Annotated in this window: 25 protein-coding genes; 4 read left to right on the plus strand and 21 right to left on the minus strand. The window is 63.7% G+C overall.

What is annotated here, in order from left to right:
• Positions 1–32: 32 nt before the first annotated feature.
• The 5 genes from C7I85_RS20120 to C7I85_RS20140 are packed head-to-tail and all read right to left on the minus strand — an operon-like array spanning position 33 to position 3,797.
• Positions 33–1,004 (minus strand): quinoprotein relay system zinc metallohydrolase 2, encoded by a 972-nt coding sequence (locus tag C7I85_RS20120; RefSeq protein WP_106725809.1) that lies wholly within the window; start codon positions 1,002–1,004, stop codon positions 33–35.
• Positions 1,001–1,762, minus strand: coding sequence for an ABC transporter ATP-binding protein (locus C7I85_RS20125; protein ID WP_106725810.1), 762 nt, complete (start codon positions 1,760–1,762; stop codon positions 1,001–1,003). Before C7I85_RS20125 ends, C7I85_RS20120 begins: the two co-directional genes overlap by 4 nt.
• Positions 1,731–2,561: an ABC transporter permease gene (locus C7I85_RS20130; protein WP_106725811.1), complete on the minus strand. Its 831-nt coding sequence runs from the start codon at positions 2,559–2,561 to the stop codon at positions 1,731–1,733. The genes C7I85_RS20125 and C7I85_RS20130 overlap by 32 nt, the downstream gene beginning before the upstream one ends.
• The gene (locus C7I85_RS20135; RefSeq protein WP_106725812.1) at positions 2,558–3,547 is read right to left on the minus strand and encodes an ABC transporter substrate-binding protein; all 990 of its coding nucleotides are present in this window, start codon (positions 3,545–3,547) and stop codon (positions 2,558–2,560) included. Before C7I85_RS20135 ends, C7I85_RS20130 begins: the two co-directional genes overlap by 4 nt.
• Before the next feature lie 40 nt (positions 3,548–3,587).
• Entirely contained in the window at positions 3,588–3,797 is a 210-nt protein-coding gene (locus C7I85_RS20140; RefSeq protein ID WP_106725813.1) for a hypothetical protein, read from the minus strand.
• Positions 3,798–4,182: 385 nt separating this feature from the next.
• Here C7I85_RS20140 and C7I85_RS20145 point away from each other — a divergent pair, with 385 nt between their 5' ends.
• Positions 4,183–4,566 carry a c-type cytochrome gene (locus C7I85_RS20145; protein ID WP_106725814.1) on the plus strand — a complete coding sequence of 128 codons (384 nt, stop codon included), beginning with the start codon at positions 4,183–4,185 and terminating at the stop codon, positions 4,564–4,566.
• 69 nt (positions 4,567–4,635) lie between these two features.
• On the opposite strand, the gene gph is transcribed toward C7I85_RS20145, so the two are convergent.
• From gph to C7I85_RS20195, 10 genes are all read right to left on the minus strand, one after another.
• A complete protein-coding gene (gph, locus tag C7I85_RS20150; protein WP_106725815.1) occupies positions 4,636–5,337 on the minus strand; it encodes a phosphoglycolate phosphatase in 702 nt (233 codons plus the stop codon).
• Positions 5,334–5,891, minus strand: coding sequence for a thioredoxin family protein (locus C7I85_RS20155; protein ID WP_106725816.1), 558 nt, complete (start codon positions 5,889–5,891; stop codon positions 5,334–5,336). The genes gph and C7I85_RS20155 overlap by 4 nt, the downstream gene beginning before the upstream one ends.
• Before the next feature lie 23 nt (positions 5,892–5,914).
• On the minus strand, positions 5,915–6,601 hold the full coding sequence (gene rpe, locus C7I85_RS20160; protein WP_106725817.1) for a ribulose-phosphate 3-epimerase: 687 nt from the start codon (positions 6,599–6,601) through the stop codon (positions 5,915–5,917).
• Positions 6,598–7,533, minus strand: a complete 936-nt coding sequence (gene cbbX / locus C7I85_RS20165; RefSeq protein WP_106725818.1) for a CbbX protein — start codon at positions 7,531–7,533, stop codon at positions 6,598–6,600. Before cbbX ends, rpe begins: the two co-directional genes overlap by 4 nt.
• 87 nt (positions 7,534–7,620) lie before the next feature.
• Positions 7,621–8,040 carry a ribulose bisphosphate carboxylase small subunit gene (locus tag C7I85_RS20170; protein ID WP_106725819.1) on the minus strand — a complete coding sequence of 140 codons (420 nt, stop codon included), beginning with the start codon at positions 8,038–8,040 and terminating at the stop codon, positions 7,621–7,623.
• A gap of 12 nt (positions 8,041–8,052) precedes the next feature.
• Positions 8,053–9,513: a form I ribulose bisphosphate carboxylase large subunit gene (locus C7I85_RS20175; RefSeq protein WP_106725820.1), complete on the minus strand. Its 1,461-nt coding sequence runs from the start codon at positions 9,511–9,513 to the stop codon at positions 8,053–8,055.
• Positions 9,514–9,550: 37 nt separating this feature from the next.
• The gene (fba, locus tag C7I85_RS20180) at positions 9,551–10,630 is read right to left on the minus strand and encodes a class II fructose-bisphosphate aldolase (protein WP_106725821.1); all 1,080 of its coding nucleotides are present in this window, start codon (positions 10,628–10,630) and stop codon (positions 9,551–9,553) included.
• A gap of 12 nt (positions 10,631–10,642) precedes the next feature.
• Positions 10,643–12,649, minus strand: a complete 2,007-nt coding sequence (tkt, locus tag C7I85_RS20185; protein ID WP_106725822.1) for a transketolase — start codon at positions 12,647–12,649, stop codon at positions 10,643–10,645.
• 10 nt (positions 12,650–12,659) lie between these two features.
• Positions 12,660–13,532, minus strand: a complete 873-nt coding sequence (locus tag C7I85_RS20190; protein WP_106725823.1) for a phosphoribulokinase — start codon at positions 13,530–13,532, stop codon at positions 12,660–12,662.
• 17 nt (positions 13,533–13,549) lie between these two features.
• Positions 13,550–14,596, minus strand: a complete 1,047-nt coding sequence (locus C7I85_RS20195) for a class 1 fructose-bisphosphatase (RefSeq protein WP_106725824.1) — start codon at positions 14,594–14,596, stop codon at positions 13,550–13,552.
• Positions 14,597–14,715: 119 nt separating this feature from the next.
• On the opposite strand from C7I85_RS20195, the gene C7I85_RS20200 reads away from it, so the two are divergent.
• A complete protein-coding gene (locus tag C7I85_RS20200) occupies positions 14,716–15,669 on the plus strand; it encodes a LysR family transcriptional regulator (protein WP_106725825.1) in 954 nt (317 codons plus the stop codon).
• 4 nt (positions 15,670–15,673) lie between these two features.
• Here C7I85_RS20200 and C7I85_RS20205 read toward each other — a convergent pair whose 3' ends face one another.
• The 6 genes from C7I85_RS20205 to C7I85_RS20230 are packed head-to-tail and all read right to left on the minus strand — an operon-like array spanning position 15,674 to position 20,770.
• Positions 15,674–16,309: a hypothetical protein gene (locus tag C7I85_RS20205; protein WP_106725826.1), complete on the minus strand. Its 636-nt coding sequence runs from the start codon at positions 16,307–16,309 to the stop codon at positions 15,674–15,676.
• Positions 16,309–17,184, minus strand: a complete 876-nt coding sequence (locus C7I85_RS20210) for an ABC transporter permease (RefSeq protein ID WP_106725827.1) — start codon at positions 17,182–17,184, stop codon at positions 16,309–16,311. The genes C7I85_RS20205 and C7I85_RS20210 overlap by 1 nt, the downstream gene beginning before the upstream one ends.
• On the minus strand, positions 17,181–17,966 hold the full coding sequence (locus tag C7I85_RS20215) for an ABC transporter ATP-binding protein (protein ID WP_106725828.1): 786 nt from the start codon (positions 17,964–17,966) through the stop codon (positions 17,181–17,183). Before C7I85_RS20215 ends, C7I85_RS20210 begins: the two co-directional genes overlap by 4 nt.
• 57 nt (positions 17,967–18,023) lie before the next feature.
• Complete coding sequence (locus C7I85_RS20220) at positions 18,024–18,482, minus strand: hypothetical protein (RefSeq protein ID WP_106725829.1); 459 nt, start codon at positions 18,480–18,482, stop codon at positions 18,024–18,026.
• Between the two features lie 31 nt (positions 18,483–18,513).
• Positions 18,514–19,488: a YVTN family beta-propeller repeat protein gene (locus C7I85_RS20225; RefSeq protein WP_106725830.1), complete on the minus strand. Its 975-nt coding sequence runs from the start codon at positions 19,486–19,488 to the stop codon at positions 18,514–18,516.
• Positions 19,489–19,522: 34 nt separating this feature from the next.
• Complete coding sequence (locus C7I85_RS20230; protein WP_106725831.1) at positions 19,523–20,770, minus strand: ABC transporter substrate-binding protein; 1,248 nt, start codon at positions 20,768–20,770, stop codon at positions 19,523–19,525.
• Between the two features lie 397 nt (positions 20,771–21,167).
• Between C7I85_RS20230 and C7I85_RS20235 the strand changes: the two genes are divergently transcribed.
• Both C7I85_RS20235 and C7I85_RS20240 read left to right on the plus strand, forming a co-directional pair.
• A complete protein-coding gene (locus C7I85_RS20235; RefSeq protein ID WP_106725832.1) occupies positions 21,168–22,361 on the plus strand; it encodes a (5-formylfuran-3-yl)methyl phosphate synthase in 1,194 nt (397 codons plus the stop codon).
• Entirely contained in the window at positions 22,358–22,993 is a 636-nt protein-coding gene (locus tag C7I85_RS20240; RefSeq protein WP_106725833.1) for a dihydroneopterin aldolase, read from the plus strand. Before C7I85_RS20235 ends, C7I85_RS20240 begins: the two co-directional genes overlap by 4 nt.
• Position 22,994 lies beyond the last annotated feature (1 nt).

Here is a 22,994-nt window from a genome sequence, read left to right on the forward strand (position 1 = left end):
TTGCCTTGGCAAACTTCCCGTTGCTTTGCGCCTCATTCCCATTCGAGTTCCGCATAGCCCGCCGTAGCGTTGCGCCCGTTGAATTCGTCGAAGAGCGACCAGCCGTCACGCGCGCTTTGCCCGGCCGTCTTCACTGCCTCGCTGAGCGGCACGCCGGCAGCGATCGACTTCCTCAGATCGGCGGCCAGCAGCTCGAAATAGTGCTGTTCCGGCTGCAGCGCGTCGGGCCAGCCAGCCGAGGCGGGGCCGTGGCCCGGCACCACGCGCGCGGCATCGACCGCCGCCAGCTCGCTCATCTGCCGCATCCACCCCAGCAGCGAGCCGTCGAGCGTCGGAAGATGACTCATGAAGACGAGGTCGCCGGCAAACAGCGTTCGCGTGGCCTTATCGAAGACCGTCAGGTCGTTGTCGGTATGGGCGGGCTTCCACGCGCGCAATTCGAGGCTGCGGCCGCCGAGGTCGAGTTCCAGCCGGTCGTCCACCAGCACTGTCGGCGGTATGATCTCGATGCCTTTCATCAGCTCGTCGCCGAGCTGCTCGCGATAGCTTTGCAGATAATAGCTGCCACGCGCCTCCAGCGCGCGCGGCAGGTTGTGGTGGCCAACGATGGTTGCGCCGGCCTCCCGGAACACCGCGTTGCCGAAGATGTGGTCCGGATGCATGTGGGTGTTGATCAGGTAGCGGATCGGCTTGGCGGTGATCCAGCGCACGGCGGCAAGGAACTCTTGTCCCTCCTTGATGCTGCCGCCGCTGTCGATCAGGGCAACGGCATCGTTGCCGACGATAAGGCCGAGATTGCAGATGGCGCCCTGATTGGCAGGCGCCATCAGCTCATAGACGCCGGCGAAGGCATATATGCCGTCGGCGATTTCGCCCAGAGAGAAGTCGCGTGCGGCGGCTGACGCCCGCATCCAGTATCCGCCGCAGCAGGGCAGCATCGCGGCCGTGACGCCAATGCAGGCGAAGCCTTGAATGACATGCCGTCTGCCGAGCAGGATCGTCATGGATAGCCCATCTCCGCTTGCATGACGCCCGGGAATTTCTGGCGGAAGGAGCGCGCGAGATCGCTCATCACTTGCGGATTGCGGCTCTCACGCGGAATGCGGATGTCGAAATAGCCCAGTACATGGGCCGGGCGGGCGGAAAGCAGGATGATGCGGTCGGACAGCATCAGCGCTTCGCGGACGTTGTGGGTGACCATCAGCGCTGTGGTGGGGCGGGCCGACCAGACCGAAAGTACGAGGTAGCGCAGCCGCTCGGCCGTCTGATCGTCGAGCGAGACGAAGGGCTCGTCGAGGAACAGCACGGTAGGCTCGACGGCAAAGGCACGGGCCAGCGCCACGCGGCGGGCAAGGCCGAGCGAAAGTTCCGACGGGTAGAGCTCGCGCATCTGCGACAGGCCGAGGCTGTCGAACAGCCGGGTGAGATCGGTGTGCCGCATGGCTTTCGGCAGTGCCAGCCGCACATTCTGCTCGACGGTGCGCCAGGGCAGCAGCGTCGGTTCCTGGAACACGGCGGCGATGCGGCCGTCGTCGCTTGCCGGCATCTGGAACGAACCCGAAAAATCGGTGTCGAGCCCCAGGAGGATGCGCAGCGTCGTCGTCTTGCCGCAGCCGGATGGCCCGACCAGACAGGCGAATTCGCCCTGCCGCACCTCGAAGGCCAGGTTCTTCAACGCCGTCACCGAGACGCCCTCCGACGAGCGGAAGGTCTTTTCGGCGATGTCCACTCTAAGCGGCGCGGCGGCGCCAACGGGTTGCATATCGTTCAAAGGGCTGCACCAGAAGGAGTTCGATGAAAAGCATGATCGCCACGAAGGCCAGCGTGTAGGCGAGGATCGCGGCGACGTCGAAAAGCTGGAAATAGAGATGGATCTGGAAACCGACGCCGTTGGAGCGGCCGAGCAGCTCGACCACCAGCACGATCTTCCATATGAGCGCGATGCCGGTGCGGGCCGAGGCGGCGAAGTAGGGCTGCAACTGCGGCAGCAGGATGTGCCGCAGCCGGTCGAAGGCGCTGAAGCGGTAGACCTTGGCCATTTCGGCATAGCGCGGATCGAGCGCGCGGGCGCCCTCGCGCATCGTTACCACGACATTGGGGATCTTGTTGACCGCGACCGCGCCGATGGCCGCCACCTCGTTCAGCCCGAACCAGATATAGGCGAGCACGATGATGACCAGCGCCGGGATGTTGAGGAACAGGACGACCCAGGGATTGAAGAACTGGTCGGCGCGATTGTAGATGCCAAGCAGGATGCCGATCACCGAACCGATCACCATCGCCACCACGAAGGCGGCAAAGACACGGGCAAGCGTGATGGCAAGATTGTAGGGCAGCTCCCCGTTGAGCGTGTCCTGGACCAGCACCACCCAGACCTGGTCCGGGTGCGGGAAGGCGCGGCTTGGCCAGAGCGAAGCGGCGACGCTCCACAGCAGATAAAGCCCGGCGAGCGAAACGATGACGGTAAGCGCCGGCGCGATCGAGGAAAATGAGCGCCGACGGGGCTGTGCCTCGGTCAATGGTTCGATATCGCGGGCCCGGTCGTGGTGCTCGAGGTTCATGTCGCGGGCCCCGGCCAGAAGGTGCCTGGCGCCATTTCCTTGGCGCTGCCGACCAGTTTTTCGCCGCCGATTTCGGCGAGCACGCGATAGAGCCTTGCTGCGTCCGCCTGCTCCTCGGCGATCGGCCGGTTCGGAATGCCCTCGCGGTAGCGGTCGCGGAGTTTTTCCAGCTCCGCGCCCTCGGCCCTGATCAGCGGCGCAAGGCGCAGCCATTCCTCGTCGGAGGTGGCCAGAAGCGTCTTGGCGGCGGCCGATGCCTTGACGAAGCCGGCGATGGCCCGCGGGTTTTCACGCGCCCATTTGTCGTGGAAGACGTAGCCGATCGCGGCGACCGGACCCGTCGCGCCGAGCGCCTTGGCGGCATCGCTCGCGCCGACGAGCCGGCGGAAGCCGTTGGCCTCGAGCCGGGCGCAGAAGTGCCAGTAGTTCAGAACCGCATCGAGCTCGCCCTGCACGGCCTTTTCGGACATCAGCGGGGGCGCGCCGAAGACGATTTCGTTGCGGGCCGGCAGGTCGATGTCGTGGTCGCGGCGGAACATCGCCTGCAGCAGCAGCCAGCTCTTGTCGAGCGGGCCGCCGGCGACGCCGATCTTCCTGTCGACCAGATCGGTGGCTGCCCGAATGGGCGAGCCATCCTTGACCATGATCGCGCCGACCGCCGTCGAATAGGGCACCAGCGTCACGTCATCGCCCGAGGAACGCTGGCGCGAGACCCAGAGCCAATCGGCCACGATGAGATCGATGTTTCCGGCGAGCATCGCGACATTGGTGGCGTCTTCGCCGGCGAAGTTTACGACTTCGAGGTCAATGCCGTTTTGGGCATCGAGGCCATGATGCTTGATCGTATCCAGCTCCCAGCTGACCGTGCCGAATTTCAGGACGCCGACCCGAACCTTGCCGGACGCGGCCGCGAGGGCACGCGCCGCAGGCATCGTTGCAACCGTCAGGCCCATCAGGCGGATCAGATTGCGTCGCGAAATCACCATGACATCTCCTCCCCGGGATGGGTGGCCGCAACGGCGGCGATCAGATCGACTTCTCCTTTTTCGGGAATGCACATGTCCAACGCACCACCGTGAATATGGGGTGCTCTCCCACCCATTTCGCGATCTCGGGTTCAGCCAGGAACATGCATTGGTTCAGGGTGCCGAGGCTTTCGAAATAGAGATGCTCGTCCCGACAATGGGTGGGGTTGGCGGTCAGGCAGACCGTCAGGATCAGATCGACCAAGTTCATATCAGCACCATTTGCCGCTATCCGGCTTCAACAAAACCGAAGCCGGTTCGGCTGTCCCGTGCCGGCGCCCGATCAAGCGATTGATATGTTTCCCCAAGGTGCCGTTGGGGAAATGCTGAAGGCAGGCTACGCGCTCACTGAAATCGCGTCAACAAGGCCCGGGGAGCGGGCCGCGAGGCATTGGCAGCCCGCCTGGGCGGTTCACCGACCGCACCTTGGTACGATTGACTTCCGCCACGCCGGGTCTAGCTTTCGGAGCGCGGCGCCGTCTCCGAAAGGAGGCGTCGAACGTCCGCTCTACCCGCTCGACAATTGCGTGCCGGCGGGTAAAGAAACGGCATTCGAATTCGTCCAGGGCACCCCTGACGGTCACAAAGGAAACGCCATGCGCTCTATCGCTTTTTTGCTAGCCATTTCCGCCACCAGTTTGCTGGTCTCCCACGCCCAAGCCCAGGATGCCGCCGCCGGCGAGAAGGTCTTCACCAAGTGCAAGGCCTGCCACGTTGCCGACCAGGATCAGAACAGGGTCGGCCCCTCGCTTATGAACGTCATCGGCCGCACCGCGGGAACCCATCCGAACTACCAGTATTCGGCAGCCATGAAAGAGGCGGGTCAGAAGGGGCTTGTTTGGAGCAACGAGACCCTGTCGCAATATCTGAAGGATCCCAAGGCGATGGTGAAAGGCACGAAGATGGCCTTTGCCGGCCTGAAGGATGACAAGGATATCGCCGACGTCATCGCCTATCTGGATCAGTTCTCCAAAAAATAAGCAGAAACAATAATTTGCGATGACGGGCTCCCGGATTGATTCCGGGAGTTCGAGCCTTTTGCGAAGGCGTTACGCCGCCCGGCGCAATGCCTGAAGAGCGGCCGGCAGGTCCAACAAGCTGTCGCAGACGAGGTCTGCACCCAACTCCTCCACCGGCACCTGCGTGTAACCGCCGCGGATCAGCACTGCGGGCAGGCCGGCGGCGCGCGCCGAGCCGACGTCGGCCTTGCTGTCGCCCACCATGATGGCATCGGCGGGATCGACTCTCAGCTTTTCGAGAGCCAGGAGCAGCAGATCCGGCGCCGGCTTCTTGTGGGTCACCGCATCGCCGCCGACGATCGCCCCGAGCATGTCGACAAGGCCGAAATGCAGCAGCACCTCGCGTGCGGCCCGCTGCGGCTTGTTGGTCGCGACCGCCATGGCAACGCCCATCAAATGGAACTGCGCCAGCGCTTCGCGAGCGCCGGGCATCAGCCGGCTGCGGTCGGTGAGATGGCGCAGATAGATCGGGGTCATCTCCTGAACGACGTCCTCAAGCTCCTTGCCCACCAAAGGTGTGCCTGATGCGGCAAAGGCGCGCTCGACCAGTTTCGGCATGCCGTCGCCGACCATGGTGGTGACTTTTTCGACGCTGAAGGGAGGCAGATGGTGCGTTGCCAGAAGTTCGTTGACGGCGGCGGTGATGTCCGGCGCGGAATCGATCAGGGTGCCGTCGAGGTCGAACAGGATGGCCTTCGGGAAGAACAGGGGATTTGCGCCGTCCAGTTTCATGCAGCATCCTTCCATTTGATCGAGCAGCCGATTGAAGCGATCTGGTCGCGCGGACCCTCGCCGGTGCGGGCAACCTGCTTCATCGCCTCGAAGAGGTCGCGGCGCAGGTCCGGCGAGCCCGTCTCCTTGCGAGAGGCATCCAGGCGTCCGCGATATTGCAGCTTCATGTCCTTGTCGAGACCGAAGAAGTCGGGCGTGCAGGCCGCGCCATAGGCGCGTGCGACGGACTGATCTTCGTCATAGAGATAGGGAAAGCCGAAGCGGTGGGCGGCGGCGAACAGCTTCATGTTCTCGAAGGAATCTTCGGGATAGGCCGCTGCGTCGTTGGAATTGATGGCCACGAAGCCGATGCCTTCGGCCTTCAGGTCCTCGGCGTCGCGCACGATGCGCGAGATGACCGCCCTCACGTATGGGCAGTGGTTGCAGATGAAGGCGACGACCAGGCCGTTAGGACCGGCCTGACCGAAAATGGAATGCTGCTTGCCATCCACGCCCGGAAGGGTGGCGTCGACGGCCGGCCAGCCGAAATCGCAAACGGGTGGAATGGCTGCCATGGCGTTTCCCCTTTTGGGCGGCTTCAGGCCGCCTTGCGCATTGCACCGTCGCCCGCAGCCCTGATCGCGGCGATATTCTTGGCGTAGGCGTCCGCGCAACCGCCCTTGAACACGGCCGAGCCGGCCACCAGCACATTGGCGCCGGCGGCCGTGACTAGCGGCGCGGTTTCGGGTGTCACACCACCGTCGATTTCGATGTCGATCGGCCGGTTGCCGATCATGGCTTTCACCCGCTTCACCTTCTCCACCACCGCCGGGATGAAGGCCTGGCCGCCGAAGCCGGGGTTGACCGTCATCAACAGTACCAGGTCGAGCCGGTCGAGCACATATTCGATGGCGCTTTCCGGCGTCGACGGGTTGAGCGCGACGCCGGCCTTCTTGCCGAGGTTCCTGATCGCCTGCAGCGAGCGGTCGAGATGCGGGCCGGCCTCGGCATGGACGGTGATGATGTCGCAGCCGGCATCGGCGAAGGCAGCCAGATAGGGATCGGCGGGCGCGATCATCAGGTGGCAGTCGAACACCTTGTCGGTGCGATTGCGGATCGCCTTGATGACCTGGGGGCCGAAGGTGATGTTAGGGACGAAATGCCCGTCCATGACGTCGAGATGGATCCAGTCGGCGCCGGCGGCTGCCACTGCCTCGACCTCGTCGCCAAGGCGGGAGAAATCGGCCGACAGGACTGAAGGAGAGATCAGCGTTTTTGCGCTCATGGGTGGGCAGCCTCGCTCCTGGTCTTGATGCCGAACACCCGGCTTGCGGTGATGTCCTCAGCCGAGATAGTCGACAGGGCGGTCGCGTCAAGCGGCCCTTTGGAGGTTTCGAACAGGCGGTTGGCCTGCCTCAGCCGCGCCCGGTCGAGCGCGTTGCGGATCGAGCGCGCATTGGCAAAATGCGGCTGCTCGCGGCGTCGCGCAATGTATTGCGTGAGCGCCGCCGTGGCCGGCTGGTCGAGGTGGTAGTTCTGGTGGTCGAGCATCTTCCTTGCGATCTCGAGAAGCTCCTCGTCCGTATAGTCGGGGAAATCGATGTGGTGCGCAATGCGCGAACGGAAGCCGGGGTTGCTTTCGAAAAAGCGCTCCATGCGCTGCGAATAGCCTGCGAGGATGACGACAAGGTCATCGCGCTGGTTTTCCATCACCTGAAGCAGAATCTCGATCGCCTCCTGGCCGTAGTCGCGCTCATTTTCCGGGCGATAGAGGTAGTAGGCCTCGTCGATGAACAGCACGCCGCCCATCGCCTTCTTCAGGATCTCCTTGGTCTTCGGCGCAGTGTGGCCGATGTACTGCCCCACGAGATCGTCGCGGGTGACCGAGACGAGGTGGCCCTTGCGGATATAGCCGAGGCGGTGGAGCAGGTCGGCCATGCGCAGCGCCACCGTCGTCTTGCCGGTGCCGGGATTGCCGGTGAAGCTCATATGCAGCGTCGGCGTCTCATGGGCTAGGCCCATGCGCTTGCGCGCCCGCTCCACCAGCAGCAGCGCGGCGGTTTCGCGGATGCGCTTCTTGACGGGGGCGAGGCCGATCAGGTCGCGGTCGAGCTCGGCAAGCACGTCCTTGACGCCCGAGCTTTCGAACTCCTCGCGCAGGTCGATCGCCGAGGGGATTTCCGGGGCAGAGGTTTCGGGTTCGGCGGTTGCGGACATTAGATTTCTCGGTCTGTAGGGAGCAACGGTGCTGCTTTGTCCCCTCTCCCGGTTGGGAGTGGGGACGAAGCAAACCGGGTGGGGGGATCAGCCGTATCTGCTGCCGGCCGGGCGATCCGCCGCGTAGGGCTTCGTTGTGTAGCGGATCCTGCGGCCGGCCGTTTCCTGCCGTTCGAGGCGGAAGCCGGGCTCGTCGGCCGGGCGGTTGACGATGAAGGACAGCTTTACCGACTCCCAGCCATGGCTGGCGTCGAAGGCGACGACGCGGATGTAGCGGTCGCCATAGACCTTGCGGCAATCCTTCAGCTCCATGATCAGGGCGGCAGCATCCGGATTGTCGAACATCGGATGGCCCCACATGTCCCAATAGGTGTTGCGGGGGTGCGGGTCGTCGGTGAATTCGAGGCTGACCGCCCAGCCATTGTCGATGCAGTACTGCACCTGCGCGTGGATCTGGTCGTCGGTGAGGTCGGGCAGGAACGAAAAGGCTCCCTGGGTGATGCGCATGCTCTGGTCTCCTTATTCGGCCGCCGTGGCCACCGGCACGAAGTCCGGCGAGTCGGTCGAGGCGTAGTTGAAGGTCACGTCCTTCCAGGTTTCGAGCGCCTGCTTGAGGGGCAGGCAGGTCTTGGCCGCGTCCTGCAGGATCTGCGGCCCCTCGCGCACGATGTCGCGGCCTTCGTTGCGGGCGAGGATCATGCATTCGAGCGCGACGCGGTTGGCGGTGGCGCCCGCCGCGATGCCCATCGGATGGCCGATGGTGCCGCCGCCGAACTGCAGCACGACATCCTCGCCGAGCAGGTTGATGAGCTGGTGCATCTGGCCGGCATGGATGCCGCCCGAAGCCACCGGCATCAGCTTATTGAGCGAGGCCCAATCCTGGTCGAAGAAGATGCCGTTCTCCAGCCGCATGGGATTAAAATCCTCGCGGCAGACGTCGTAGTAGCCCTTCGTCGTCGCTGGATCGCCTTCCAGCTTACCCACCACCGTGCCGGCATGGATGTGGTCGACGCCGGCGAGCCGCATCCATTTGGCGATGACGCGGAAGGAGACACCATGGTTCTTCTGCCGCGTATAGGTCGAGTGGCCGGCGCGGTGCAGGTGCAGGATCATGTCGTTCCTGCGCGCCCACTTGGACATGGACTGGATGGCCGTGTAGCCAATGACCAGATCGATCATGACGATGTTGGAGCCGAGTTCCTTGGCGAAGTCGGCGCGCTCGTACATGTCCTCCATGGTGGCGGCGGTGACGTTGAGATAGGTGCCCTTGATCTCGCCGGTCTCGGACTGCGCCTTGTTCACGGCCTCCATGCACCACAGGAAACGGTCGCGCCAATGCATGAAGGGCTGCGAGTTGATGTTCTCGTCGTCCTTGGTGAAGTCGAGCCCGCCCTTCAGCGCCTCATAGACCACGCGGCCGTAGTTGCGGCCCGACAGGCCGAGCTTGGGCTTCACCGTGGCGCCGAGGAGCGGGCGGCCGAACTTGTCGAGGCGCTCGCGCTCGACCACGATGCCCGTGGCCGGGCCCTGGAAGGTCTTCACATAGGCTACCGGCAGGCGCATGTCCTCGAGTCGCAGGGCCTTGAGCGGCTTGAAGCCGAAGACGTTGCCGATGATCGACGCCGTGAGGTTGGCGATCGAACCGGGCTCGAACAGGTCGAGATCATAGGCGATGTAGGCAAAATACTGGCCCGGGGTGTTGGGAACGGGGTCGACCCGGTAGGCCTTGGCGCGATACTTTTCCGAAGCCGTCAGCCGGTCGGTCCAGACCACGGTCCAGGTCGCCGTCGAGCTTTCGCCTGCCACGGCCGCCGCTGCCTCCACCGGATCGACGCCGTCCTGCGGCGTGATGCGGAAGAGGGCGATGACATCGGTGTCCTTCGGCTCGTAGTCGGGCTCCCAATAGCCCATCTTCTTGTATTGCATGACACCGGATCTGTAGCGCTCCGCTCCAGTTACGGTTTCGGACTTTTCGGCCATGGCTGGGTCCTTTCTTGATTTCGGTTCGGGCGGCCGGTCAGGCGGCCTTTGCAGCGGCGATGTGCGGGTCGAGCTTGCCGGCGGCGTAACGCCTGGCCATCTCGTCCATGGAGACGACCCTGATCTTCGAAGCGTTGCCGGCAGCGCCGAAGCGTTCGAGCCGGTCGCGGCAGAGGTCACGCATGGCGTCCATCGCCGGTTTCAGGAATTTACGCGGGTCGAATTCGCTGGGATGCTCCATGGCGATGCGGCGGAACTGGCCGGTCATGGCCATGCGGCAGTCGGTGTCGATGTTGACCTTGCGCACGCCGTGGCGGATGCCGCGCTCGATTTCTTCCACCGGCACGCCGTAGGTCTGGGGCATCTCGCCGCCATATTTGTTGATGACGTCCTGCAACTCCTGCGGCACCGAGGACGAGCCGTGCATGACCAGATGCGTGTTGGGCAGCTTGCGGTGGATCTCCTCGATCACCCGCATGGCAAGGATTTCGCCGTCGGGCTTGCGGGTGAATTTGTAGGCGCCGTGCGAGGTGCCGCAGGCAATCGCCAGCGCGTCGACCTTGGTGCGGGCGACGAAATCGACGGCCTGGTTCGGATCGGTCAAAAGCTGGTCGTGCGACAGCGCGCCTTCCGCGCCGTGGCCGTCCTCGGCCTCGCCCTTGCCGCTCTCCAGGGAGCCAAGCACGCCGAGCTCGCCTTCCACCGAGGCGCCAACCCAATGGGCCATGCGGGCCACGTGCTCGGTAATGGTGACGTTGTATTCGTAGCTTGCCGGCGTCTTGGCGTCCGCTTCAAGCGAGCCGTCCATCATCACCGAGGTGAAGCCGTGGCGGATGGCGGTGAGGCAAGTGGCTTCGCTGTTGCCGTGATCCTGGTGCATGCAGACCGGGATTTCGGGATAGATCTCGGCCAGCGCGTCGATCATCTTGGCCAGCATGATGTCATTGGCGTAGGAGCGGGCGCCGCGTGAGGCCTGGATGATCACCGGCGCATCACAGGCCTTGGCCGCCTCCATGATGGCGAGGCCCTGTTCCATGTTGTTGATGTTGAATGCCGGCACGCCGTAGCCATGTTCGGCGGCGTGGTCGAGCAATTGCCTCAGCGTGATGCGCGCCATCCCTGGCTCCTTTCAGTCGATGAGTTCGAGGGCCGCAGCTGCGACCGCCTCGGGCGTGATGTTGAAGTGGCGGTAGAGGTCGGCGGCCGGGGCGCTGGCGCCGAAGCCGGTCATGCCCACGAAGGCGCCGTTCTCGCCGATCCAGCGGTCCCAGCCGTGGCGGGCGGCGGCTTCGACGGCCACGCGCGGGGCGTCGCCGAGGATAGACCTGCGGTAGGCCGCGTCCTGAGCCTCGAACAGTTCCCAGCAGGGCATGGAGACCACTGCTGCCTCGACGCCGTGATCGGCCTTCAGCTTTTCGGCGGCGGCGACTGCGATCTCCACCTCCGATCCGGTGGCGATCAGCGTCACTGCGCGCGGGCCTTCCGTGTCGCGGAGGATGTAGGCGCCGCGCGCCGACAGGTTTTCGGGCGTGTACGACTGGCGCAGCATCGGCAGGTTCTGGCGAGACAGCACCAGTACGCTCGGCCGGTCCGTCGTCTTCAGTGCCAGTTCCCAGCACTCGGCCGTCTCGATGATGTCGGCGGGACGCAGCACGTTCAGATGCGGTGTGGCGCGCAGCATGGCCAGGTGCTCGATCGGCTGGTGGGTCGGGCCGTCTTCGCCGAGGCCGATGGAGTCGTGCGTCATGACATAGATGACGCGCTGGCCCATCACCGCCGACAGACGGATGGCACCGCGCGCATAGTCGGTGAAGCACAGGAATGTGCCGCCATAGGGCACGAAGCCGCCATGGAGCGCGATGCCATTCATGACCGCCGCCATGCCGTGCTCGCGGACGCCGAAGTGCACATAGTCGCCCGAATAGTCGCCGGCGACGAGGCGGTTCATGCCCTTGGTGATGGTCAGGTTCGAATGGGTGAGATCGGCCGAGCCGCCGACCATGAGGTCGGTTGCGCCGTTGATGGCCTCGAGCGCCAGCTCGGAAGCCTTGCGGGTCGCGACCTTGGTGGCCTTCTCGACATGCTCCTTACGTAGCGCGTCCAGCGCGTCGAACACAGCGGCGGGTATTTCGCTGGCGATCGCGGTCTCGAAGGCTTCGCGGCGGGGCGAGGCCGCAAGACGCGCCTCCCATTCGCGGCGCGCGGCTGCGCCGCGCTTGGCCGTCGCGCGCCATGCCGCCAGAATCTCGTCGGGCACAACGAAGGGCGGCCAGGGCCAGCCGATGTTTTCGCGCGTGGCTGCGACTTCGGCTTCGCCAAGCGCCGCGCCATGGGTCTTTTCGGAGCCCTGAAGGTGCGGCGCGCCCTTGCCGATAATGGTGCGGCAGGCGATCAGCGAGGGGCGGTCGGAGCCGCGCGCGTGCTCGATTGCTGCGGCAACGGCCCCCATGTCATGGCCGTCGACTTCCTGCACGTCCCAGCCTGCAGCCCTGAAACGGGCCGGCTGGTTCGTCGAGGTGGCTAAGGAGGTCGGGCCGTCGATGGAGATCGAGTTGTTGTCCCAGAACACGATCAGGCGGTCGAGCTTCAGGTGACCGGCAAGGTCGATGATCTCGTGGCTTATGCCTTCCATCAGGCAGCCGTCGCCGGCAATCACATAGGTGTAGTGGTCGACGAGGTCCTTGCCGAAGCGGGCAGCCAGCATGTGCTCGGCCAGCGCCATGCCGACGGCATTCGCGATACCCTGGCCGAGCGGGCCGGTGGTGGTCTCAATGCCGGGGGCATGGCCATACTCAGGATGACCAGCGGTGCGGCTGCCGAGTTGGCGGAAATTCTTCAGCTGGTCGATCGTCATGTCGGGATAGCCCGTCAGGTAGAGCAGCGAATAGAGCAGCATGGAGCCGTGCCCGGCCGAGAGCACGAAGCGGTCACGGTCCGGCCAGTGGGGGGCCGACGGATCGAAATTGACGAAGCGGCCGAACAGAACGGTCGCGACATCGGCCATGCCCATCGGCATGCCGGGGTGGCCGGAATTGGCCTTCTGCACGGCGTCCATGGCAAGTGCCCGTATGGCGTTGGCCATTTCCTGTTCGGTGACGGTTGCGGTGCCCGACTTCAAGGCGGTCTGGCTGTTCATGGCGTTCTCCTCACGACACGCGCTTCTTTCGCTCTATGAGTTGCAAAATGAGCGGGGTCAGGATGAGTTGCATGGCGAGGTCGAGCTTGTTGCCCGGCACCACGATGGAATTCGCCCGCGACATGAAGCTGTTCTGGATCATCGACAGCAGATAGGGGAAGTCGATGCCGCGCGGCCGCGCAAAGCGGATGACCAGCATCGACTCGTCCGGCGTCGGTATCCAGCGGGCGATGAAGGGGTTCGACGTGTCGACGATCGGCACGCGCTGGAAGTTGATGTCGGTCTGCGTGAACTGTGGGGTGATGTAGCGCACATAATCCGGCATGCGGCGCAGGATCACGTCCATGACCGCTTCCGTGGAATAGCCGCGCGTGGACCGGTCGCGATGGATTTTCTGGATCCATTCGAGGTTGATGACCGGAACGACGCCGATCTTGAGGTCGGCGTAGCGGGCGACATTCACCTGTTCGGTGGCGACGCAGCCATGCAGGCCTTCGTAGAACAGAAGGTCGCTGGGCGGAAACTCGCGCCAATCGGTGAAGGTGCCCGGCTCCTGGCCGTAAAGCTTGGCCTCCTCGTCGTCGTGAACGTAGGTGCGGGTGCGGCCGGAGCCCCGGCGGCCATATTCCTCGAAGACGGATTCGAGGATCTCGAGTTCGTTGGCCTCGATGTTGAAATGGGTGAAGTTGGGATTGCCCTTCCTCTCCTCCTCGGCGACCTTCTGCTTCATCGCCGCGCGATCGAAGCGGTGGAAAGCGTCGCCTTCGATAAAGGCCGCCTCAATCCTTTCGCGCCGAAAAATCTGCTCGAAAACCCGCTTCACGGAAGTGGTTCCTGCGCCTGACGAACCGGTGATCGAGATGATCGGGTGCTTTGCCGACATGATTTGCTATCTCCCGATCACGCGCGGAACAGGCCGCGATTGCCGAACAGGGGCGATCTCTCGCCGATGCTGCTGGGATCGGTGTGATAGCGAGCGATCCGCGCCACCTCGCGGGAAGAGCCGAACACCAACGGCACGCGCTGGTGCAGGCTTTGCGGCGGGATCTCCAGAATGCGGTCGATGGTGTCGGTTGCGGCACCGCCGGCCTGTTCGATGAGGTAAGCGATCGGGTTGGCTTCATAGACGAGGCGCAGCCGGCCGTTCGTGTAACCACGGCGCTGATCGCCGGGATAGAGGAACACGCCGCCGCGCATCAGGATGCGGTAGCAGTCGGCCACCAGCGAGGCGATCCAGCGCATGTTGAAGTCGCGTTCGCGCGGGCCCTCGCTGCCCTTCAGGCAATCGTCGACATAGAGCCGCACGGCTTCGTCCCAATGGCGATAGTTGGCGGCGTTGATCGCGAATTCATGTGCGCGGGCCGGCACGATCCGGCTTTCATAGGCCTGCACGAAGGTGCCGAGCCTCGTGGACTGCACGAAGACATGGGTGCCGCTGCCGAGCGTCAGCACCAGGGCCAGTTGCGGCCCATAGATGAAGAAGCCGGCGGCGAGCTGGTTCGTTCCTGCCTGCAAAAAAGGGGCGGCCGGATTTTGGTCCGGCGCGCCAGTTGCCGGGAGGAGCGAGAAAATCGTTCCGATCGACACGTTGGTGTCGATATTGGAGGAGCCGTCGAGTGGATCGACGGCGATGGCGAGCTCGGCGTCCGTGTCGAGCAGCACGGGCAGCTCCAGCTCTTCGGAGGCGTAGAGGCCGACGGGCGCGCGCCGCATCGCGTCGAGCAGGATGTCGTCGGCGAAGATGTCGAGATCCTTCTGCACGTCGCCATCGGTGTTGGCGCCGCGCAGGCCGGCGAAGGCCTTGCCTAGCGCGCCCTGGTTGATAGTGCCGCGGATCTTGGTCGCGGCCTGCGCAAGTTCGTGGACCGTCGCGGCGATGGCGGCGCGGCGCGCATTGCCGCTGCCCACATATGAGTTCAGAACCGCATCGAGTGTCGCCGCCGTCATCTTTGTCCTCCTCGGCCCGATCTTGCGACGACCGGGCTACGCAGCGATGAGGACAAAGCCGTATGGATAAGTAAATTTTAATAACTTTACTTTCCCAGTAAAAATAATTTAGCTATTCCATGCGCAACCTGACCCTCAGACAATTCCGCGCCGTCCAGGCCATCATTGCACACGGCAAAATCGTCAATGCTGCCAAGGTGTTGGGGCTCTCGGCTCCAGCGGTGACGATCCAACTCCGGCAGGTGGAGGAGGAGCTTGGCATCGAGCTGTTCGACCGCACGGTCGATGGCATGCGTCCGACTGCCGCAGGTTTGGCATTCGTCGACACTGCTCAGGCGATCGAGGAGCGGCTGCGGCTGCTGGAGGACCAGATCGACGCCATCAAGGGAGTGCGTGCCGGCAGCCTGACACTGGGAGTGGTCTCGACCGCGAAATATTTCGCGCCGCAACTGATGGCCGCCTTCATGAAGGAGCATCCCGATATCGAGATGCGGCTGAAAATCGGCAACCGCGCCGAGACCATCGCCAATCTGAAGAACCACGATGTCGATATCGCCGTTATGGGGCGACCGGCGCGCGACGTGCCGGTGCGGGCCTCGGCCTTCGGCGATCACCCGCTGGTGATCATTGCCTCGCCCGATCACCCGCTGGCCAAGAAGCGCGACATCTCCAAGGAGCGCATCGCGCGCGAGAATTTTCTGATCCGCGAGCCCGGCTCGGGCACGCGCATTTCACTTGAGATCTTCCTGAGCGAAATTCCGGGCCGGCTGGACGATCTCGGCCTGGAGATGGATTCCAACGAGACGATCAAGCAGGCGGTGATGGCCGGGCTCGGCATCGCCTTCATCTCCGCCCACACCATCGCCTTCGAGGTCGAGGCGCGCCGCCTGGTGATCCTCGATGTGGCAGGCATGCCGATCCGCCGGCAGTGGTTCGCTGTGATGCGCGCCGACCGGGCGATCTCGCCGGCCATGGCGACGTTCCACGATTTCCTGATGCGCAAGGGCGCGATGTATCTGCCTTTGTTCGGCAGGCTCTACCCGGCGGCTCCGGAACGGGTGACTGGGGCCTGAGTGGCTATTTCTTCTTCTCCGCCAGCGTGTCCCCGATCGTCTTGGAGAGTTGGTAGAGGCGCTGTTCGATCAGCGTCGGCACTTCGCACACATAGGTAAGGGATTTCACACGTTCCTCGAAGATGCGCGTGCCCATGGCAAGGTGGTCGGTGCGCTCGATTATCTCCTTCGGGTCTCCCTTGTTGTCCTCCAGCGTATCCAGATCGGAAGATTCCTTACGCAAATCCGCGGCCATTTCGATCTGCCTGTGGGCATAGCGGGCGATGCCCTCCATCACATGCGAGCGCTCGGCATCCATGTGCTCGAAAAGGCCCTGTTCCAGCATGGTCATCTTCGGCAGCAATTGGTCCGGCGGCAGCGCGCCGGCGAAATCCTTGATCTGCTGTTGTGCATCGGCCAGCGGCAGGCGACGCGCGGCGAGGTCATCGACGCGCCGGGCAATGTCGGGGTCGTCCGCCCATTTCTTCGCGGCCTCGGGCAGCTCCGGCCCATTCCAGACCTGGGCGAGCGAGAGTTCGGGCACCTTGCGCTGCATGCAGGGCCAGTCCGGATCGACCTTGCCGGCTGCGAAGGTCGGATGCGCTGTCGCGAGCGCCAGAAGGACCCCGGCAAGATGGCAGATCGGCCGCGTTGGTTTCATTAGGCGTTTCCTCCCGTATCCTGTTTGCGGTTCATCAGGCCGCGCGAAGGGTCGTAGGCGATGATGGCGCCCGCCAGGAACAGCAGGGTGCAGCCGACGACGACGGCAAGCGACAGCCAGTCGACCTGTTCGTAGAGCGCGAAGCGGATCAGCTCGACCGCATAGGTGAACGGGTTGAACTGGCAGATCTTGTAGAGGATCGGGCTCGACTGTTGCACGCGCCACAGCGGGTAGAGCGCCGGCGAGGCGAAATACATCGGGAAGATCACGAAGTTCATCACGCCGGAAAAGTTCTCGAGCTGCTTGATCACCGACGACAGGAACATGCCGAGTGCGCAGAGCATCAGACCCGCGAGGAACAGCGCCGGCAGTACGAACAGGTAGCCGAGCGGGGGCATCTTGATGCCGAAGAAGTAGGCCACGAACAGGAACACATAGACTTGCGCGATCGACACGGTGACGCCGGCGATGAGCTTGGAGACGAGCAGATACCAGCGCGGGAAGGGGCTGACGAGCAGTGTGCGCATATTGCCCATCTCGCGGTCGTAGACCATCGACAGCGAGGACTGCATGCCGGAAAAGAGCAGGATCATGCCGCAAAGGCCCGGGGTGATGTAGACCTCGTAGAGCACATAGGTCTTGTAGGGCGGGATGATCGACACGCCGAGCACTTGGCGGAAGCCGGCGGCGAAGATCAGCAGCCACACCAGCGGCCGGACCAGCGAGGAAATAAAACGCTCGCGCTGGTTCACGAAGCGCAGGCCCTCGCGAACCATGACGCCCTTGAGGCAGGTGAGGTACTGCCGCAGGCCGAAGGCCGGTGCGTTCACCGCAACGACATCGCTTTGCGCCTTTTGCGAGGGCAGGGTGCTCATGGCTCGATGTCCGTGATCTGCCGGCTGTCGAGGCCGCTGAGGCGCGAGAAGGCATCGCGGAGCGTCTTCGTTCCGGTCGATTTCACCACATCCGTGACCTTGCCAGCGGCAACGAGGCGTCCCTCGCGCAGCACCACGACCTGGTCGCCGTCCTCCACTTCGTCGATGAGGTGGGTGGCCCACAGCACCCCGATGCCTTCGGTCGCCACCAGTTTGCGAATGGTGGCGAGGATGCCGGCGCGCGACTGGATGTCGAGGCCGACCGTCGCTTCGTCGAGGAGCAGCAGCGGCGGCTCATGCAGAAGCGCGCGGGCGATCTCGATGCGCCGCATCTGGCCGCCGGAAAGGCTGCGCGCCTTGTCGTGCAGGCGGTCGCCCATGTCCATCTGCTTGAGCAGCGTGTCGATGCGCTGGCGCGCCTGCCGGGCGCCTATGCCATGCAGCGAGGCGTGGTAGGACAGGTTCTGATAGACGCTGAGGTCGAGGTCGAGCGTACGCGCCTGAAAGACGATGCCAAGGCGCCTCAAGGCTTCGCCGGAAGCGCGCGCCACGTCGTTGCCGAAAATGCGGATCGTGCCGTTGCGGGTGCTGTAGAGACGGCTGATCAGCGAGAAGAGCGTCGTCTTGCCGGCCCCGTTCAGGCCGAGAAGCACCGTGAAGCTGGCCGGCGCGATTGCGAAGGACACGTCCGAAAGCGCGCGCTTCGAGCCGTAGGAATAGCTGACCGCGGCGACCTCGAGGGCCGCCACGCCGCCATTGCCGTCGGTCTTCACATGCTGCAAGTCGGATCGCTCCTTCTGTGTCGAGCTTAGAGCCTGCGCCGGCCGGTCTCCATTGGCCTATTTGACGGTAATGGTGCCCTTCATGCCCTTTTCGGCAAGGTCCGGCACAGACCAGGTGTAGGTGCCCGGCCGTATCGTGTTGAACTGCACCAGGATGGTGCCGGGGGAGTCGAATTCCAGCCAGGCGGGCGCGCCGTTCATGTGCACCTCGAGATCGTTGATGACGATCTGGTTGACCCAGGTGTCGCGGAACAGGTCGGTGTGGAACTTGTATTCGAAAGCAGCACCCGACGTGATCTTCCAGCGGTAGCCCTGTCCCGCCTGCAGCGTGAAATCCTTCTGGTTCACGTCATAGGTACCGTCCTTGGTTCCCAGGATCAGTTCCGGTACGTTCTGGCTGGAGCGTGTGAGCTTGGGCTGATCGTCGTCGTCATCCGCATCCTGGGCGAAGCTGTGCAAAGGCAGCAATGTAGCGCCCATCAGGACTGCGAAGGCGATTGCCCGATATTTCCTCATGTCTTCTCCTCCTTGGTTGCCTGCAAAATGACTATTTCGGCGATACCACCACGCCCCAGGGCAGGGCGCCCACGGTGACCGACTCGATCGGCTCGTCGGTGGCCACGTCGATGAAAGTGACGTCGTTGGAAATGCCGTTGGTGCTGATGATCGTCTTCTGGTCGGGCGTGAAGGCAAGGTGCCAGACGCGCTGGCCGACCAGTATGTACTTCTCCACCTGATAGGTCTGGGTGTTGATCACGGCCACACGGTTGGCGGGGCCGAGTGCCACATAGGCCTTCTTGCCGTCTGCGGTGATGTTCACGCCCACGGGCTGGATCGCTTCCGAGCGCAGCCCCGGTACGTCGAAGGTGATCTTGTGCGTCACCTGCCGCGTGGCGTTGTCGATGACCGAGACCGTGCCGCCGACCTCCGCACTGACCCAGACTTCCGAGCCGTCCGGCTTGAACTCGGCGTAGCGCGGCCGGGTATCGACCAGCACATTGTCGGTAATCTGGTGGGTCGAGGTGTCGATGAAGTGGGCCATGCTCGTCGTTTCCGACGTGTTGACCAACGTCTTGCCGTCAGGGCTGATACCCATGCCTTCCGGCTCGACGCCGACGGGAATCTCGCTCACCACCTTCTTCGTGGCGAGATCGATGACGGTGACGAGGTTGTCGTTCTCGTTGGCGACATAGAGAACCTTGCCATCGGGCGCGAGCACGAAAAGTTCCGGATCAGGCCCGGAGGGCAGGGTGCCGACCACCTGCATGTCGGCCGTATCGATCACCTGGATCGTGTCGTCGTCGCTGGCGCAGAGATAGATGAACTTGCCGTCGGGCGAGATGGTGATACCGCGCGGGCGTTGCCCGACATCCACCGTCTTGACCACCTTCATCGTCGTCGAGTCGAGGACGGTGATGCTGTTTCCCTTCTCGTTGGACACATAGACCATGTAGGCCGATGCCGGCGTGGCCATGAACCCGACAGCAAGGCTCGCGACCAAAAGTGCCAGTTGTCTGCGCATCCGGTACTCCTCCCGGTTGGTATTCGTTCCGCTGCTATTTCTTAAAGACGCACTTGGTTTCGGGCTGGTCGACGCCGAGCGTGTCGAGCTCGGAAACCTGGTGCAGAAAACCTTCCTGCGGCGATGTCGAGACGACCGACTTGGCATCGCCCAGGAAGATCGGCTGGCGTAACTGCAGGTTCCATGGGCGGAAGGTGAGCTTCTGGCCTTTGAAGGCGGCGATCGAGAATTTGTCGCTGTGGAGATAGTCGTCGATCCTGGCCGGATCGCCGCTGTTGCTGCGCGTGGCGGCCTCGCCGATCGATCGCACGGCGGTCCAGGCATTCATGTCCTTGGACAGCATGTGCCGGCCAGCACTTTTGTCGAAGCGGCTTTGCAACTGCGAGCCGCCCCATTGCTCGCTGGCGGGATGCCAGGAGGAGGCCATCAGACCGGCGGAGCCGGCCACCACGCGCGGCAGCCAGGTGCGATAGGGCACATAGGTGCCGAACACCTCGCTTTCGTCGGCGACCAGGAGCACGTCGTGGTCGGGCAGGTCCTGCGTGAAGACGGGCATCTGCTGCTGGATCTGGATAACGCCGGTGTCTGTCCGCCGGGAGGTGCCGGTGTCCTTGAATTCCTTCTCGGCCAGTATCTGGCCGCCGAACCGTGTTGCCGCACGCCGCAGGGCGTCGGCAAACAAATGGTCGTCGTCATGCGAACCGTAAACCAGCACCCAGCGTGGCCATTGCTTCCAGATCAGGTACTGCGCCAGAGCATCGGCCAGCATGCTGCGCGTAGGCGCGATGTGGAAGACATTCGGCCGACATTCCTCCTCGCGGAGGATGTCGTCAGGGGCGCTGATGTTGAAAATCACGACGCCCTTGTCGCGTGCGAGGTCGGCGATCGACAGCAACTGCTTGGCCGAAAGGTCGGCGACTATGTACCGGTCGCCCTTGGCGACCAGATCGTTGAAGGCGGGTACGGCATCGGCGTCGGGCTTGATGTCGACGGTATCGAGGGTGAACTTCTGCTTGAGGAAGGCACCGGTGGTGTTGTTGTCGGCGATGCCCAGCTTGGCGCCGGCAATGCCTATGTCAGGCGGTGGAATATCGAGGACCGACAGGGCCAGTTGCGGCGCGTAGGCACGCAGATAGCCGATCTTGATGTCGGCCGCCTGCTGCTGGGGTTTTGCAGGCTGCGCCTGCGGAGAGGTTTCTTGAGCAAAGGCCGGCAAAACATTGACGGCCGTCAAAAAAAGAACGATGAGAATCCACGGAGAGTTCGGCACCACACTCTTCATAATGACTCACCCATCTTCTGCCGACCAAGGTCGGTAGGAAAGTATCGCCAAATTTCGGTGCCGCGATGAACTTAACCCAGACCTCCATATTGTCAAAGGCTTCCGGCCGGAATCTTATCCGCCGGGACGATTTTCATGTCGCTTTTCCTCATGTTTGGGGGCGGATCGAGCGGACCGTGCAAAGGCGGTTCCCGATAAATCGCGGCGGTGGCTTTGCTTTGCCCATTGCCGCCAGCTCTGCTGGTGCCGGAAACGTGGACAAGGGCGGGCCGCCGCTTCCGACGCGAATGATTGCGCGCGGGGAATGCGCTATATCGAGATAGGCAAAGCGGTGTAATTCAATGACCATGACCGCCTTGCCGCAACATACCGGCCTCGTGCCTGAAGGACTGATGAAATGACGAAAATGCTGGCGAGCGTGAACGGTGGCGAGGAGGCGGAGATCGCGCTTTCCGGCGGCGCCGATATCATCGACCTCAAGGACCCGACTGCCGGCGCACTGGGCGCGGTGGCCACTGATGTCATCCGCCAGACAGTCAAGGTGGTGGCGGGACGCCAGCCGGTCAGCGCCGTCGCCGGCGATCTGCCGATGCAGCCCGATGTCATTTTGGCCAAGGCGCAAGAAATTGCGGCCACCGGTGTCGACTATGTCAAGGTCGGCTTCTTCCCCTCGGACGATGCCGCCGCCTGCGCCGATGCGCTGGCGCCGCTTGCGGGCAAGACAAAACTGATCGGCGTTCTGTTCGCGGATCTGGAGCCGGATCTCGGCCTGCTGCCGGTTCTGGCGCGTCGCGGTTTCCATGGCGCCATGCTCGATACGGCCAAGAAGGACGGCCGCCGCCTGCTCAATCATATTCCGCCTGAGCACCTGCCGTCCTTTGTCGAGCGCTGCCGTTCGCATGGGCTGGCGGTTGGGCTCGCCGGTTCGCTGGAAGCGCCCGACATTCCGCGCCTTTTGCCGCTTGCGCCGGACTTCCTCGGTTTCCGCGGTGCGTTGTGCGATCAGTCGCGGCGCACCAACCGGATCGAACTGGAGGCGGTGCGGCAGATCCGTGAGCTGATCCCCGCCGAGCAGCCTGTGGGCAGGGCTGCCAGCGTCGACTATCGGCTGCTGGCAGCGCGCGGTTATTCGCCGGGAGCGGCCGACCCGGCGCTCGGCACCGACAAGATATTCGTGCGCGATTTCGTGCTGCCGGTGCAGATCGGCGCCTACAGCTTCGAGCACGGGCATACGCAGAAGGTGCGCTTCGATGTGGTGGCCGATGTGCTGCGTGTGACCCATGCGCCGGAAGACATGCGCCATGTCTTCTCCTACGACATCATCATGGACGGCATCCGCACGATCATTGCGCGCGGCCATGTGCAGCTCAGCGAAGCACTGGCCGAGCAGGTGGCGGCACTCGTGCTGGAAGACCCGCGGGTGATGCAGGTGAAGGTGAGGGTGGAAAAGCTTGAACTCGGGCCCGGCGGCGTCGGCGTCGAGATCGAGCGCAAGCGCGCGAGCGAGCAGGCGCATGTCCTTCGCCCGCATGGCACGGCATCTGCGGAAACTCTGTTTCCCGGGCGCGGCCAGAAAGGCTCGTCTTCATGACGCCCATTGTCGTCAAGCTTGGCGGCAGCATGGCCTACCATGCCGAAATGCGTAAATGGGTTTCCGTTCTGGCGGCGTCGGGCCGGCCTCTGGTCATCGTGCCGGGTGGCGGGCCCTTTGCCAACCGGGTGCGCGAGGCGCAGCGCGAAATGGGCTTTTCCAATAAGGCGGCCCACTTCATGGCGATCCTGGCCATGGATCAGATGGGGTTGGCGGTCGTCGAGATGAACGAGCGCCTGACGCCGGTGCGTTCTCTCGAGGAGATCGAAAGCGCCCTGGAAGACAAGAAACTGCCGGTGTGGCTGCCATACCGGCAGTGCAGCACGGCGTCCGATATTCCGCAGTCGTGGGACATGACGTCGGATTCGCTCGCCGCCTGGCTTGCCGGGCGCCTTGGCGCCGAGGCACTGCTTCTGATCAAGCAGACGGAAGCCTTCGAGGAAGTTGACGACATTGAAACACTGGTCGTGGCAGAGATCATCGATCCTCTGCTGCCGGTCATGCTGGGGGAGGCAGCACTCTATCTCGCCGGTCCTGTCTGGCTGGAAGCGGCTGGCGAGTGCTTTGCCGCAGGCCAGGTGCCGGGCAAGAGATTTTCCGCGCGGGCGGCGTCGCAGAGGGGAGCGGCATAGA

It is taken from the genome of Pseudaminobacter soli (ex Li et al. 2025) (assembly GCF_003012705.1).
GTDB classification, from domain to species: Bacteria; Pseudomonadota; Alphaproteobacteria; order Rhizobiales; family Rhizobiaceae; genus Pseudaminobacter; species Pseudaminobacter soli.

Coding starts and splice junctions, on each gene's coding strand:
- C7I85_RS20145 (WP_106725814.1), top strand. CDS start 4,183: ATGCGCTCTATCGCTTTTTTGCTAGCCATTTCCGCCACCAGTTTGCTG.
- C7I85_RS20210 (WP_106725827.1), bottom strand. CDS start 17,184: ATGAGCACCCTGCCCTCGCAAAAGGCGCAAAGCGATGTCGTTGCGGTG.
- tkt (WP_106725822.1), bottom strand. CDS start 12,649: ATGAACAGCCAGACCGCCTTGAAGTCGGGCACCGCAACCGTCACCGAA.
- C7I85_RS20200 (WP_106725825.1), top strand. CDS start 14,716: ATGCGCAACCTGACCCTCAGACAATTCCGCGCCGTCCAGGCCATCATT.
- C7I85_RS20175 (WP_106725820.1), bottom strand. CDS start 9,513: ATGGCCGAAAAGTCCGAAACCGTAACTGGAGCGGAGCGCTACAGATCC.
- C7I85_RS20205 (WP_106725826.1), bottom strand. CDS start 16,309: ATGAAACCAACGCGGCCGATCTGCCATCTTGCCGGGGTCCTTCTGGCG.
- C7I85_RS20170 (WP_106725819.1), bottom strand. CDS start 8,040: ATGCGCATCACCCAGGGAGCCTTTTCGTTCCTGCCCGACCTCACCGAC.
- gph (WP_106725815.1), bottom strand. CDS start 5,337: ATGAAACTGGACGGCGCAAATCCCCTGTTCTTCCCGAAGGCCATCCTG.
- C7I85_RS20130 (WP_106725811.1), bottom strand. CDS start 2,561: ATGAACCTCGAGCACCACGACCGGGCCCGCGATATCGAACCATTGACC.
- C7I85_RS20220 (WP_106725829.1), bottom strand. CDS start 18,482: ATGAGGAAATATCGGGCAATCGCCTTCGCAGTCCTGATGGGCGCTACA.
- C7I85_RS20135 (WP_106725812.1), bottom strand. CDS start 3,547: ATGGTGATTTCGCGACGCAATCTGATCCGCCTGATGGGCCTGACGGTT.
- C7I85_RS20240 (WP_106725833.1), top strand. CDS start 22,358: ATGACGCCCATTGTCGTCAAGCTTGGCGGCAGCATGGCCTACCATGCC.
- C7I85_RS20235 (WP_106725832.1), top strand. CDS start 21,168: ATGACGAAAATGCTGGCGAGCGTGAACGGTGGCGAGGAGGCGGAGATC.
- cbbX (WP_106725818.1), bottom strand. CDS start 7,533: ATGTCCGCAACCGCCGAACCCGAAACCTCTGCCCCGGAAATCCCCTCG.
- fba (WP_106725821.1), bottom strand. CDS start 10,630: ATGGCGCGCATCACGCTGAGGCAATTGCTCGACCACGCCGCCGAACAT.
- C7I85_RS20125 (WP_106725810.1), bottom strand. CDS start 1,762: ATGCAACCCGTTGGCGCCGCCGCGCCGCTTAGAGTGGACATCGCCGAA.
- C7I85_RS20120 (WP_106725809.1), bottom strand. CDS start 1,004: ATGACGATCCTGCTCGGCAGACGGCATGTCATTCAAGGCTTCGCCTGC.
- C7I85_RS20195 (WP_106725824.1), bottom strand. CDS start 14,596: ATGACGGCGGCGACACTCGATGCGGTTCTGAACTCATATGTGGGCAGC.
- C7I85_RS20140 (WP_106725813.1), bottom strand. CDS start 3,797: ATGAACTTGGTCGATCTGATCCTGACGGTCTGCCTGACCGCCAACCCC.
- rpe (WP_106725817.1), bottom strand. CDS start 6,601: ATGAGCGCAAAAACGCTGATCTCTCCTTCAGTCCTGTCGGCCGATTTC.
- C7I85_RS20230 (WP_106725831.1), bottom strand. CDS start 20,770: ATGAAGAGTGTGGTGCCGAACTCTCCGTGGATTCTCATCGTTCTTTTT.
- C7I85_RS20225 (WP_106725830.1), bottom strand. CDS start 19,488: ATGCGCAGACAACTGGCACTTTTGGTCGCGAGCCTTGCTGTCGGGTTC.
- C7I85_RS20190 (WP_106725823.1), bottom strand. CDS start 13,532: ATGTCGGCAAAGCACCCGATCATCTCGATCACCGGTTCGTCAGGCGCA.
- C7I85_RS20155 (WP_106725816.1), bottom strand. CDS start 5,891: ATGGCAGCCATTCCACCCGTTTGCGATTTCGGCTGGCCGGCCGTCGAC.